This is a genomic window from Massilia sp. Root351 (assembly GCF_001425045.1).
In the GTDB taxonomy this organism is placed as follows: Bacteria; Pseudomonadota; Gammaproteobacteria; order Burkholderiales; family Burkholderiaceae_D; genus Rugamonas.
Genome location: NZ_LMDJ01000005.1, coordinates 132,769 through 145,374, shown reverse-complemented (window position 1 = coordinate 145,374; position 12,606 = coordinate 132,769). Strand labels below are relative to the sequence as shown.

General features: G+C 68.4%; 9 protein-coding genes. All 9 read right to left on the bottom strand.

What is annotated here, in order from left to right; translation table 11 throughout:
* Positions 1 to 741 carry a hypothetical protein gene (locus tag ASD15_RS09920; protein WP_057154681.1) on the bottom strand — a complete coding sequence of 247 codons (741 nt, stop codon included), beginning with the start codon at positions 739 to 741 and terminating at the stop codon, positions 1 to 3.
* Positions 728 to 1,216: a hypothetical protein gene (locus ASD15_RS09915; RefSeq protein WP_057154680.1), complete on the bottom strand. Its 489-nt coding sequence runs from the start codon at positions 1,214 to 1,216 to the stop codon at positions 728 to 730. The genes ASD15_RS09920 and ASD15_RS09915 overlap by 14 nt, the downstream gene beginning before the upstream one ends.
* Positions 1,213 to 1,884 (bottom strand): hypothetical protein, encoded by a 672-nt coding sequence (locus ASD15_RS09910; protein WP_057154679.1) that lies wholly within the window; start codon positions 1,882 to 1,884, stop codon positions 1,213 to 1,215. The genes ASD15_RS09915 and ASD15_RS09910 overlap by 4 nt, the downstream gene beginning before the upstream one ends.
* A complete protein-coding gene (locus ASD15_RS09905; RefSeq protein ID WP_082551719.1) occupies positions 1,881 to 3,446 on the bottom strand; it encodes a hypothetical protein in 1,566 nt (521 codons plus the stop codon). Before ASD15_RS09905 ends, ASD15_RS09910 begins: the two co-directional genes overlap by 4 nt.
* A 7-nt stretch (positions 3,447 to 3,453) precedes the next feature.
* Positions 3,454 to 4,662 (bottom strand): type II secretion system F family protein, encoded by a 1,209-nt coding sequence (locus tag ASD15_RS09900; RefSeq protein ID WP_057154678.1) that lies wholly within the window; start codon positions 4,660 to 4,662, stop codon positions 3,454 to 3,456.
* On the bottom strand, positions 4,662 to 6,374 hold the full coding sequence (locus ASD15_RS09895) for a GspE/PulE family protein (RefSeq protein ID WP_057154677.1): 1,713 nt from the start codon (positions 6,372 to 6,374) through the stop codon (positions 4,662 to 4,664). Before ASD15_RS09895 ends, ASD15_RS09900 begins: the two co-directional genes overlap by 1 nt.
* A gap of 2 nt (positions 6,375 to 6,376) precedes the next feature.
* Positions 6,377 to 8,386 carry a lipopolysaccharide assembly protein LapB gene (locus tag ASD15_RS09890; RefSeq protein ID WP_057154676.1) on the bottom strand — a complete coding sequence of 670 codons (2,010 nt, stop codon included), beginning with the start codon at positions 8,384 to 8,386 and terminating at the stop codon, positions 6,377 to 6,379.
* The gene (mshL, locus tag ASD15_RS09885) at positions 8,383 to 10,239 is read right to left on the bottom strand and encodes a pilus (MSHA type) biogenesis protein MshL (RefSeq protein WP_057154675.1); all 1,857 of its coding nucleotides are present in this window, start codon (positions 10,237 to 10,239) and stop codon (positions 8,383 to 8,385) included. The genes ASD15_RS09890 and mshL overlap by 4 nt, the downstream gene beginning before the upstream one ends.
* A 110-nt stretch (positions 10,240 to 10,349) precedes the next feature.
* A complete protein-coding gene (locus tag ASD15_RS09880; protein ID WP_162249890.1) occupies positions 10,350 to 12,530 on the bottom strand; it encodes an AAA family ATPase in 2,181 nt (726 codons plus the stop codon).
* Positions 12,531 to 12,606 lie beyond the last annotated feature (76 nt).

Sequence of the window (12,606 nt, the reverse complement as noted above, 5' to 3'; positions counted from 1 at the left end):
TCAGTTGGGCAGGGTGCGGGCGGCGCGCATGCGGGCATACAGGGGTTGCAGCGTCAGCCAGGCAACCTGGTCGTCGAATTCGCCGCCGGGCGCGTTCGGGTCGCCGCTGGCGACGCGCGTGATGAAGTGCCTGCTGGCGCCTGCGTTGACGGCTTCGTCGTCGTTGAGCTGGCCCGGGTTGGCTTGCTCCACGCCTTCGGCCGAGGTGCCGTAGTTGTTTTTGCCGTGCGAGAGCACCACCAGCGCGGCGCAGCGGGTTTGTGCGGTGCAAGCCGGGCCGCCGGCCACGTAGCGCAGTTCGCCGTCCGCGCCGCGCTGCTGCACGGTGCGGGTGGCGGCAGCGCTGGCGGGCTGGTATTCATAGCTGGTGAATGCCGCTGTGACACTGTAGCGCAGGCGCTTGCCCCAGGGGTCTTCGCCGGCCACGCCCAGCGCCACCCAGGGCAGGTAGCCGGTGCATAGCTCGTCGCTGGCGCAGGGCAGCGGCTGCTCGCGGCCGTCGGTGGCCGAGATGGCGGGGCGCGGCAGGCGGCCGTTGGCGGCGGCGAAGCCGGTCAGCGCATCGGTGGCCTGCGCCAGCAGCATCTGGGTGCGCTGCGCGCGGCGCGCTTCCACGGTGTTGGCGCCGAAGGCCGACATCAGCAGCGAGGAGCCGGCCAGCGCGAGCACGGCAAGCAGGATCAGCAGCACGGCGCCCTGCTGGCGCGGCGGCTCGCGACGCGGCCGCTTACTGGCCCGCATTGGTGATGGCGCCGGTGGCTTCGTCATAGCTTTGGCCAGGTTTCAGGGTGATGCGTTTGCCCGACGGCAGCTTGATCGACACGGACCGGTCCGGCAAGACCTGGCTGCCGCGCGCAGCCAGCGGGGCGTCGTTCAGCCAGACCGTGGTGGCGCCGTTGCTGCGCTGGACCACACCGTTCAGCAGCAGCGGCTCGGGCGGTGTGGCGGGCAGCGCGGCCGTGGCGGCTATTGCGGGCTGGCTTTCCACCGCGCTGCCGTCGCGGCGGGCGTCGAGCAGGGCGCGTTCCTGCGGCGTGGAGAACAGGCGGCCGAGATGGCGTGACTGTCCCGGCTGGGCGTGCGCCTCGGATGAGGCGGCGGATGCCGCCCACGATGGCGCGGCCACGGCCAGCCTCAGGGCCGGAGCCACCACGACGGCTAGCGTCACGGCTGCAGCCAGCGCAGCAGCGCCCGGGCGGGGTGTCAGGGGCGTCATTGCGGCCTCCATTGCTGGGCGATGCGCGGGGCGGGGGCCGGCGTGAGGGTGAGCCAGTTGAGGGTGCAGTCGGCGCTCAGCGTGGGCGCGAGCGGGGTGGGCAGCCCGCTGGCCGCGCGCTTGATGCTGCACTCCTGCGCGCTGTAGAAGCTGCGCTGGCGCAGGTCGTCCAGCAGCACGAACAGGTCGCCCTCGTGCAGCAGGTCCATGTGCAGATGCATGCGGCTGCCGTGCAGGCGGTAGCCGCCCAGTTCCATGCCGGCGTCCATCCGCACCGGCTGCTGCGGCTCCAGCTCGTAGCTGACCGGCATCAGCTTGCGCTGCTCCTGGATCTGGCGGATGGCATCCACCCAGTCGAGGCGGTTTTCCTGGCCGATCAGTCCGCGCTCGCGCAGCGCGGCGTACTGCGGCTGGTACAGGCGGATTTCACGCTTCTCGGTTTCGGCGTTGAACAGGCGGTCGCGCGCGGCGTTGCGCTTTTGCTGCGCCCAGGCCTGGAAGTCGCGCGCCTGGTGCCAGTACCAGCGGCTGGCGCTCACGGCGCCGATGGCCAGCGCCACGGTGAGCACGAAAGCGATTGCCTGCAGCCGTATCAGCGCGAACTCGCGCAGCCAGTATGGCAGGGTGGTTGCGCGCCTGGGCTTGGGTTTGCGGTTTGCGGGACTCATGGCGCCAGGCTCAGGTTGAGTACGAATTGGGCGGGCTTGCCCCCTGCCGCGGCGGTGCTGCCGCTAAGCTTGGCGCCCGGGCTGATGTCGAGCACGGTGCGTTCGATAGCCACCGTCAGCTTGGGATTGCGCGCCAGTTCCTGGGCGAAGGTGTTCATGCTGTCCACGATGCCGCGCGCGTTATTGCTCATCAGGGCCACCTCGGCCTCGACGCGCAAGGTTTGCGGCGGCTTGGACGGGATGCCCAGCACCCGCGCCGGGATCGGCACCGCGCCGGCGTCTGCGCCATTCGTTCCGCCGCCGGAAGCCGTGGCGGGCAGGCCGTCCGCCGCCACGCGCCAGTCCAGGCGCACCACCTGTACCTGCGGCACCTTGTCCAGCGCGGCGCTAAGCATGCCCATCATGTCGATCGGCGCCGGCGCCTGCGTGGCGAGCAGGCGTTCAATGGTGACCGCCGCTTTCATGTTGGCGGTCGGCGCCAGCGACGGCGGCATGTCGGACATGCTGACGCGGTAGCTGGCGTCGTAGCCTGCCGCCTCCCGGTTGAGGCGCTCGCCGTCGTCCTGGGCGCCGACGTAGGCCCACAGGTTCCCCGTGACCCACATCAGCGCGCAGATGGCGACTGCCGCGCTGGAGGCCATCAGCGCGCGCCGCACCCGCCACAGCCGGAAGTAGCGGCCTTCCTCGCCCAGCTTGTAGTGGCTGGCCGGACGGGTGCGTACCAGCAGCTCCAGGAACATGGGATCGGCCAGCGGCGCGTCCTCGCTGGGCAAGCCGATGCCGGCCAGGCCGGCCGCGATCCCCAGCGGAATGAAGTGGTAGACCGTCTCCGGCCCGTTCTCGCACTGGCCGCTCCAGCGCTCCAGTTCCTGGTCTTGCGCGATCATTACCGAGTGCAGTTGCTCGCCGCGTTCCAGCAGGCGCACGCTAACCAGGAATTGCTGGGTACGGGCCGTTTCCACCCCGGCGTTGACGGCCGTGCCTTCCCGGTCCGCCGCCAGTGTCAGGCGGCTGAACTTGAGGCAGCCCTTGTGGAAATAGCTCTGGCGCACCCCGGCCGATTGCTGCGTCACCAGCAGCAGGTGTTCGTGCTCCCGCCCCACGCCCAGCCGGTCGGCCAGTTCCTCGCCCAGCAGCGGCACCGAATACACGCCGGCCAGCGGCGTTTTCAGTAGCTCGAGCGCTTCTGTCCAGGGCTGCAGCAGCGCGGGATTGGTCAGCGCCGAGCACAACACGATATCGTCGCGCCGGCCTTCCTCGGCGCGGCCCTGTATGGTGGCCTGGCGGTAAGGCGTTTCACGGTATTGCTGCAGCAGGCGCCGCTCCAGCAGGTTGCGGCCCGCCTTGCCGCCCACGTGCGGCAGCAGCAGGCGCTGGAAATCCTCCTCCACGACGTCGGCCAGCAGCAGCGCCGGCGCGCCCGGATGATGGTGTGCCAGGTAGTCCAGGAAGGCGTCCACCCCGGCGCGGGTCGCGGCGAAGCTGGCCGGGCCGGCCAGCCGCCCCGCCTCCCACCGCCAGGCGTCCAGTCTTTCGCTGCCAAGATAGAGCAGATGCTTCATGGTCGCTTCACAGTCTGATACTGCTGATGGTGTCGTAAATCGGGCCCAGCACCGACAGCATGATCCAGCCCAGCATCAGGCCCAGGGTCACCGTCATGGCCGGTTCTATCATCGCTTGGGCGCGCTCTATCATTTCCTTCACTTCGCGGTCGTAGAAGTAGCTGGCGTTGTGCAGCGCGCGGTCCAGCGCGCCGGTGGCTTCGCCCACTTTCAGCATGCGGATCACCAGCGGCGGGAAGATGCCGGTGTTCTGGAACGCCGCCGTGACGCTGTGGCCCTCGGAAATGAGCTGCGCCGCGCGCCGCAGCCCGGCCGCCACCACGCGGTTGCCGACAATGCCTTCGGACAGCCGCAGGCACTCCAGGATGGTGATGCCGGAGGCGTACATCAGCGCGAAAAAGGTGGCAAAACGCGCCAGGATAATCTTGTGCAGCACCGGGCCCACCAGCCAGATGCGCAGCTTGAACGCGTCGAAAGCATAGCGCGCCCGCTCGCTGCGGCCCAGCCAGATGCGCAAGCCCACCCAGGCCAGCACCGGCAGCAGCAAGATGGCATACCAGAACTGGATGAACACGCCGGACAGGGCGATCAGCGCGCGCGTGTGCAGCGGCAGCTCGTTGCCCATGTTCTTGATGAAGGCGGTCAATTGCGGCACCAGGTAAATCATCAAGAAGAAGGTTACGCCCAGCACCACCACCGCCACCACCGCCGGGTAGGTGACAATCTTGCGGGTGCGCGCGGCCAGTTCGTCCTGCCACTTCAGGCTGTCCGACAGATTCTTGAACACCTCGGCCACCTTGCCGCTTTGCTCGCCGGCGTGGATCAGGCTGGTAAATGTGTGGTCGAACACTTCCGGGTGCGCAGCCAGCGCGTCCGACAGCTGCAGGCCGCCTTCGATGCTCTCGATCAGCGCGGTCAGCACCTCGCGAAAGCGCGGGTGCTGCTCCATGCTCTCGCGCAGGTCGTCCAGGCCTTCCAGGATGGGCACGCCGGCGCCGGTCATCTGCTCCATGTGGAAGCAGAAGTTGATCAGGTCGGCGCGCGTGATGGCGCGCCGGCCCAGCACCAGCAGCTTGTCGCGCGTGACCGTGTAATCGATCAGGTCCAGCTCCATGCGGCCCAGGCGCAGCTCCAGGTCCGGCACGTTGGCCGCGTCCATATTGCCCGGCAGGACCTGGCCGGTGTTGTCCATCGCCGTGTACAGATAGTGCGGCATCAGCTCAGCCTGTCCGTCAGATCGACCACGCGCGACACTTCCTCCAGCGTGGTCACGCCTTCCAGCACGCGCCGCATGCCGTCGTCCACCAGGGTCTTGAAGCCGGCCGATTTCGCCGCGTTGCGCAACTCGCGCGCCGAGGCGCGGCGGCCGATCAGCTCATCGAGCTCGGCGTTCATCTTCAGCAGCTCCATGATGGCCAATCGCCCCTTGTAGCCCTGGTGCGCGCAGCGCTCGCAGCCCACCGCGCGATACAGCCGGGTGGGACTGTCGCCGCGCGCGTCCTCGGGCAGGCCGAGCAGGCGGCGCTCCACGGCGTCGGCCGTGAACGGCTCGCGGCAGTGCGGGCACAGGCGCCGCACCAGGCGCTGCGCGATCACGCCGATGATGTTGCCGGCCATGACGTCGGGCACGATGCCGATGTCGAGCAGGCGCGACACGGAGCCGATGGCCGAGTTGGTGTGCAGGGTGGAATAGACCTGGTGGCCGGTCATGGCGGCGGCGAAGGCCATTTCGGCGGTTTCCCTGTCGCGCACCTCGCCCACCAGGATCACGTCCGGGTCCTGCCGCATCATGGAGCGGATGCCGTCGGCGAAGCCCATCTTGGCGGACTCGTTCACCGAAGTCTGGCGGATCATGTTCATCGGGTATTCCACCGGGTCTTCCAGCGTCATGATATTGACGCTTTCCGTGTTGATGTGGTTCAGGATGGAATACAGCGTGGTGGTCTTGCCGCTGCCGGTGGGGCCGGTCACCAGGATCACCCCGTCCGGCCGGGCGATCATCAGCTTGAGCAGGGTCAGCTCGGCCTCGTCCAGGCCCAGGCCGTCCAGCGGCACGATGCCTTTCTGGCGGTCCAGCACCCGCAGTACCAGGTTCTCGCCGTGCGTGGTGGGCTGGGCCGAGGCGCGGAAGTCGATCTGGCGGCCGGAAAACTTGATCGAGATGCGGCCGTCCTGCGGCGCGCGCGTTTCGGCAATGTTCATATTGCTGATCACCTTGAGCCGCACCGCCATGGCCGGCCAGTAGGATTTGTGCAGGCTGCGGATCTGGCGCAGGATGCCGTCGATGCGGTAGCGGATGCGCAGGAAGCTCTGCTCGGGCTCGAAGTGGATGTCCGAGGCGCCGTTTTGCACCGCGTCGGCCAGCAGCGCGTCGATCAGGCGCACCATGGGCTGGCTGTATTCGTCGCTCGTCGTGCCCAGGCTGGCGTAGTTCACCTCGCCCGTTTCGATCTCGTGCAGGATGCCGTCGATGGACAGCTCGAAGCCGTAGTACTGGTCGATGGCGCGCTGGATGTCGGACTCGTTGGCCAGCATCGGCGTGATGGTGATGCCCTGCACCAGCATGGCGTTGATCTGGTCCAGCGCCACGATGTTGCTGGTGTCGGACATGGCCAGCACCAGGTTGTCGATGTCGCGCTGGTAGACGATGGGGAACACGCGGTAGCGCTTGGCCACTTCCTTGGGGATCAGCTTGAGGGCGATGGCATCCACCACCAGGCTGTTCAGGTCGGCGCTTGGCGTGTGCAGGTTTTCGCTGAGCGCCTCGCGCATGGTCGCTTCGGTGACGAAGCCGAGCGCGATCATCATCTTGCCCAGCGGCTCGCCGCTGCGTTTCTGCTCGATAAGGGCGATGCGCAGCTGGTCTTCGCTGATGACGCCTTTCTGGATCAGCAGCTTGCCGAGGGGGATTTTCGGGGTGTCGGGCATGGTCAGTTCGGCTCCGCCAGCTGGCGCATGCGCGCGCGCACCGCCTCGCTGTCGAAACCGGCCGGACCGGCCTGGGACAGCGCCAGCGCGCGCTGGTAATAAGTAAGGGCCAGCTTGGGCTGGTTCAGGCGGTCCAGGCCCACGGCCAGGTTGAAGGCGTAGTCCGGATTGTCCGGGCTGGCGCTGTAGGCGCGGAAATAGGCTTGCTGGGCGTCGGTCCAGCGCGACTGGCGCGAATACAGGTTGCCCAGGGCGAACTGGAGCGGCGCCGAGTCCGGCGACTTGCGCAACAGCTCCTTGAGGCGCCGCTCGGACTGTCCGGTGTCGCCGGGACGCAGGCTGAGCATGCCGGCCAGCGCTTCCGGGTCGCTCGGGTCCAGCTCCAGCAGGCGCATATAGCTGGCCGAAGCCAGCGCGGCGTCGTTGCGGCGCTGGGCCACGGCGGCGCTGCCCAGCAGGGCGTCGCGGCTGTTCGGATCCTGCCGCAGGGCGGCGGCGTACTGGTCGGCAGCGGTAGGCAGGTCGCCGTCGAGCAGGGCCCGGTAGCCGTACTGCAGCGCCGGATCGATGCGTGGCGCGTTGCTGCGGCGGCTCACTTTGATGTCGCTGCTTGCCCAGGACGCGTCCGCCGGGCGTGTGCCGGCGCCTCCAGCAGGGCTGGCAGCCGATGCGCTGGACCAGCCCGCAGCCGGGGCGCTGGCTGGTCCGCCTTGCAGCGCGCCGCCTTGTCCGGCGACGCCGGCAGCCGGTGCTGCGGCGGCGGCAAATGGCGGCGGCGTGCCGCTTTGCTGGCCGGCCTGCATCTGCATGGCCCGTTCGATCTCTTCGGGGGTGGCCATCACGGTATTGGCGGCAGGCGCCGCATTGCGTGCCGATCCCAGCATGGAACTCGACCCGGAAGGTCCGCGCGCGGCGCCGCCTTGCGATGCCAGTGGCGCATAAGAAGGCGGTGGCGCGGCCAGCGGCGCACCCGCATGGTCTCCGCCGGGCGCCTGTCCGGGCGACACGCCTTGCTGCTCCAGCGGTGCCGGGCCGGCCAGCGTGCCGGCGGTGCTTCCCGGCGTCCCCGGCGCGCCGCCCGGGGGCACGACGACGGTGCCGCTTTTGGCGCCTGCGGCGTCGGGCGGCGGCATCGGCACCATGGGCAGATGGGCGCCTGGGCCGGGCACCGACGTGGCGCGCCAGTATAGATAGCCGAACAGTGCGACCACCAGCAGCAGGATGCCGCTTAGCACGGCAAGCCGGATGCGTGCCGGGTCCCAGCCCACCTTGTCTTCTGCCGTCGTGGCGCGCGCGGCCGCTGCCGCACGGGCCCTGGCCGCTGCGCCTGAGGCAGGTGCGGGCCTGGCCGTGGCGCCGGCCGCCGGCTTGCCGGCCTCGCCGCCGCCCAATGCACTGCCGTGCGCTATGCCACTGTGCGCTACTCCGCCGTTCGCTGTACCGGCGTCCGCTGCCATGCCGCCCGCCGTATCCCCTGCCGGCCGGCCTGCCGGCGAATTGAAGTGGTCAGAGATGCGCTGGCCGCCGCCTTGGCGGCGGTCTCCGACGCGCGCGTCCGGTCTGCCGGCGGCCGCAAGCGCGGCTGCCGGCGAGGGCGGCTGCAGGCCGGTGTCGGCCCAGGCGGCCTGCGCCGGGCCGGCAGGCTGCAAAGCCTGCGGCAACGGCGCCGCCTGCGCCGGTTTGTCCTGCAAGTCCTGCAAACTGAGTTCGCTGCGGGTGGTCCGCGCGCCGCCCACGCGGGCCTGCGGTGGCGTCGGGTCGTGCGGTGCTTCCTCGGCCGGCGTCAGGGCCGGGATCTGCTCCGCTTCGGTTTCGGGCATCAGCGGTTCATCCAGCGGCGCCAGGGAAAATTCCGCCGCGCGCGGATGAAGCTGTTCCGGCGTCAAGTCCTGCGGCGTCAGCGCCAGCACGCCGTCAAACGCCTCGGACGGCTTCTCCGCAGCCTCTTCGTCCGGCAGGCTGTTCTGTTTGGAGCGCTCGGCCTTCTTGAGCGCCTGCATCAGCAAGCTCATAGCCCACCAGCCTTGCCCGCCAGTGGCGGCTCCGTGTAGGCGGGCGAGGGCATGGATGCCTGGCCCGGCAGCAGGTAGCGGTAGTCCTTGTAGTCCCCGTTCACGCTGGCGTCCTTCACCACCACGGGGCGCATGAAGATCACCAGTTCCGTCTTGCTGGCCTTCTCGTTGCGGTAGGAGAACAGGTTGCCGACCACCGGCAGCGTGCTCAGCAGAGGTACGCCGTCCTTCGCGTTATCGACCGAATCCTGCATCAGCCCGCCCATGACCGCCACCTGGCCGTTGCTGATCTTCATGATCGACTCCAGTTCGCGCGCCTGGATCACTGGCACCTCGCTGCGCACCCCGTTCTCCTGCAGCGCCGGATTCGGGTCCCGCACGTAGCCGACGATGCGCGTGATCGTGGGGCGCACGTTCAAGGTGACTTCGTCACTGTCCGCGATCTGCGGCGTCACGCTCATCACGAAGCCCACCGGCACGGTCTGCAAGGTGGACTCATAGGTGGCCGGCGCCGTCACCGTGCCGGTGGAGTTAAGCACGGCGGGCGTGACCTTGATGGTGAAGAACACATTGTTGTCCACCACTTTCAGCATCGCGGTCTGGTTGTTCAATACGCTGATCTTCGGGCTGGACAGCACTTTGACCTTTCCGAACGACTCCAGCAGCTGGATCGTGGCCGTGAGGTTGCCGGGGTTCAGGTAGTTCAGCACGAACATGCCGGGCGTAGTGCCGGGCGTGATACCGGTGGGCAGCGGCGTGTTGCCCACCTGGCCCTGGTTCATGCTCAAGCGCCCGTTCAGGCCGGACCAGTTGATGCCTTGCTGGTACTGATCGCCCAGCTTGACCTCGATAATCGTGGCCTCGATCAGCACTTGCCGCTTGGCGCTGTTGACCACCAGGTCGAGGAACTCCTGGATCTTCTCGTGCTGGCGCGCGGTGGCGCGCACCGCGATCAGCCCGCTCTCGGGATTGACCACGATGGACGGATCGTTGCGGGTGCGCCCGCGTTGCGAGAAGGGCATGGCGTTGTCGCCGAAGGGCTGCGGCGCCGCGCTCATCGGCGCGATGGCGCCCTGGCCGGAGCCCTGCGTCCCTGCTCCGCCCTGCAGGGCGGCTTGCTGGCTTTGCGCCTGGGCCGCCATCTGCGCCAGCGGGTCCACTTGCGTGTCGCCCAGCGTGGATGCGCGCAGCATGTCGCGGATGTTCTTCTCCAGGCTGTACCAGAAATTGTTGTCCGAGCGGTTGGCCACCGAGGTGGTCGAATTGTTGTTGCCGCTGGTGGGGCCGCCGGCGCCTGCCGGAGCCGACGCCGTGGCGGCACCGACCGGATTGCTGCTCTGGCCCGCCGGGCCGCCGCCGGTGGTTGAAATCTGCGTGGCGATGTTGACGCTGCTGCTGGTGCTGCGCGCCACGTTGACGTAATCGACCTTGTAGTTGCGCCATTCCGGCGAGTCCGGCAGCACCACCAGGTTGCTGCCTTCGATCTCGTAGCGCATGTCGACCTGGCGCGCGATGCGGCCCAGCAGTTGCGGCAGGGTCTGGTCCAGCGCGTTCAGCGTGACGGTGCCGTCAATGGCGGGATGGATGTCCACGTTCATGCCCGCGTCGCGTGCCAGCGCGAACAGCAGCGACTGCACCGGCACCTTGTGCACGGTAACGCTGTAGGTCTCGACCCTGGCAGACGGCTTGGGCGGCGGCGGCAAGGCGCTCTGGCGCACGGGTTCCGGAATGGCGCCGGCCACGCGCGGCGTGTCGGCGATGTGGGCAGGCGACACCGGCAACTGCGGCGTGGCGCAGCCGGTGATCAGGAGGACGCAGGCAACCGGTATCAACGGAGCGGCGAGTTGTTTCATGTGCGGAACGCCCCAGGCAAGCGAAATATTGTAATTTTGAAACGTCAACCAGCATCATCTAACAAAAACAACAACAGGGGCGCACGGTTCAATTTCCGCGCGTTAATAGTTCAGCTTGCCTGTTTTCCCGGGCTGACCTTGTCTGCCGCCTTGCCTGCCGCCTTGGCTACCGCCTGGCGGATGCCCTTGATGGTACGGATTTTGTGGTGAGTGCCGGAACGTTCGGCAAGCTCGGCCTGGACTTCCATGACCTTTTTTGCGGAAGCGAAACTGCCGTACACGATGGCGATGCGGCGCGCGCCGTTGATGAGCATGGGGTAGCTATGGACCTCGCTCAGGCCGATGGCAGCGCGGGTGTCGGCGAGGAATTTCTCGGCGCGCGCAGACTCGCTGGCGGGGAAGTTTGCGATCTGGACGCAGAAATTGTTGTCCGGCTCGTCGCGCAGCCAGGTTTTGCTGGCCGCCAGGGATTGTTTCAACAATCCCGGCTTGCTGGGCGGCGCAGCAGGTTGCGCCGGCCGCGAGGGCGCTGATGGCCGTGCAGCCGGACTGACCGCCGGGGGGGCGTCCGGGATGGCAGCCGGATTTGCGTCCGGCGGTAGCGCCATTTGAACCGGTGGCTGCGCGGACGCGGCGACTGTGTTGGTGGCGGCCGCTGGCTGTGCTGCTTCCACCGCGGCCGCAATGCTGGCCGGAGCGATGGCCGGACGGAACAGGAAGGCAGCGGTGGCAACCCCGGCGACCGCCAGCATCGCGCCACTGATGACCAGCATGTTGCGCTTCAGGGGATGATTCCTTGGCGGTGATGTTTGCGCAAAAGCGGCTTGCAGGGTGGCGGCCGCGTCGTACTGCGGTGCCGGGGGGAGCGCCGCAGGCTCGGGTGCAGGCGGCTGTGCGGGAATCGGGGCGGCATCGTCGAGCAGTTGGGCCTGTGATGGTTCAGTCGACAGCTGCGCGGCTTGGGGGGCGCCCAAGGCCGGGGAAGAGGCGTCTTCGGCGAAGAGCCGGGCCTGGGCTGCAATCGGTGCGGGCGGCTGAGCGCTCCGAGTGCTGGTTGCGGCGCTGGCGGCGTCGCCCAGCCGCACCACTGGTTCCTGCGCTGCGTACGCGCCCAGGGCGATAGGGGCAAGCGCCGGCGGCAAGTCCGTAGCGGAGGCCGCGTCATCGTCGGTCTGGGTGCTTTCTGCTAGCGTGTTATCGCCGGGGCCTGTGGCCGGGGCCACGCTGGCCGACGCCTGGATCCCTTCAACTGCGAGCTCGTCCGGGGATGCGGCTAGCTGCTGTGTTCTGTCCAGGGGGCACGCGTCAAGACTTGCGTCGGCTGGCGGCGCATCCGTGGCCGCAGGATTTTCTCGGCCCGGGGCGTCAGCCGCTTCAACCGGTTCTGGCGAGACAGGTGCTGACGGTATTGGCGGCGCGGGGTGGGCTGGTACGCCTTTGATGGCGTCGCGCACGTGGAACATGGCGACGGCGGGGGCGCTGGCTTGTGCGGCGACGCTCAGCGACTTGTCCGCCAGCGCAATGAGCGCGCGCAAGTCCGCGCCGGCGGTGCGGGCAATAAGCTTGGCTGCGTCCAGCTGGAACAGCGCGCCGTCGGCGTGCCCAGCCATGCGCAGGCGATGTGCCAGCAGTTCGGGGACCAGCTCGGAGGGCAGGGGGGGCAGCACAAAGCTGAGCGTGATGCGCTCGCGCAGTTGGCGCAGCCGCGGCTGGCGCAGCACGTTGCTCAGTTCGGGCGTCCCCAGCAGCACAACCGGCAGCAAGTTGTTCGCGCCGTCATTCAGATTGGTGAGTTGACGCAGCGTTTCCAGCGTGTCCGCAGGCAGCAGCTGCGACTCTTCCACCAGCAGCACCGCCCGCCTGCCGGCAGCGCGTTCGGCCGCCAGACGGCTGTACAGCATCCGCATCACCTCGTCGTTGCGCATGCCGCCCGGCGCCAAGCCGAGCTGGCGGGCTATACCGCAGACCGCGTCCTGGGCGGACAGGGGAAACGAGCCCGTGCCGGGACCTCCGGCCCCGGACCGTGGCGCCTGCTGTGCAAAAACCGTCTGGCCCAGCAGCACTGTTTGAACGGGCGGCACCGATTGCGCCAGGCGCTCCGCCAGCACGCCGCACAGCATGGTCTTGCCGCTGCCGGCCTCACCGGTCACTTTAATGACGCCGTCGCCCAGCCTGAGCGCGTATTGCAAAGCCCCCAGCAACTCGCGCCGCGCCGCATCCTCAAAGTGGAAAGCGGGGGCGGGAGCGCGGTTGAAAGGCGGGCGGGGCAGGTGAAAGTGGTCGAGGGCCATAAACGTCGCGTGCTGTATGGATGAGCACTGTAGCAAATATCGGACTGGTTTAGCCAGTAGGCACCACATATTACTC

What these genes read in the sequence shown, in the direction of transcription:
- ASD15_RS09905 (WP_082551719.1), bottom strand. Translation starts at nt 3,446, where the DNA reads ATGAAGCATCTGCTCTATCTTGGCAGCGAAAGACTGGACGCCTGGCGG.
- ASD15_RS09900 (WP_057154678.1), bottom strand. Translation starts at nt 4,662, where the DNA reads ATGCCGCACTATCTGTACACGGCGATGGACAACACCGGCCAGGTCCTG.
- ASD15_RS09890 (WP_057154676.1), bottom strand. Translation starts at nt 8,386, where the DNA reads ATGAGCTTGCTGATGCAGGCGCTCAAGAAGGCCGAGCGCTCCAAACAG.
- mshL (WP_057154675.1), bottom strand. Translation starts at nt 10,239, where the DNA reads ATGAAACAACTCGCCGCTCCGTTGATACCGGTTGCCTGCGTCCTCCTG.
- ASD15_RS09915 (WP_057154680.1), bottom strand. Translation starts at nt 1,216, where the DNA reads ATGACGCCCCTGACACCCCGCCCGGGCGCTGCTGCGCTGGCTGCAGCC.
- ASD15_RS09895 (WP_057154677.1), bottom strand. Translation starts at nt 6,374, where the DNA reads ATGCCCGACACCCCGAAAATCCCCCTCGGCAAGCTGCTGATCCAGAAA.
- ASD15_RS09910 (WP_057154679.1), bottom strand. Translation starts at nt 1,884, where the DNA reads ATGAGTCCCGCAAACCGCAAACCCAAGCCCAGGCGCGCAACCACCCTG.
- ASD15_RS09880 (WP_162249890.1), bottom strand. Translation starts at nt 12,530, where the DNA reads ATGGCCCTCGACCACTTTCACCTGCCCCGCCCGCCTTTCAACCGCGCT.
- ASD15_RS09920 (WP_057154681.1), bottom strand. Translation starts at nt 741, where the DNA reads ATGCGGGCCAGTAAGCGGCCGCGTCGCGAGCCGCCGCGCCAGCAGGGC.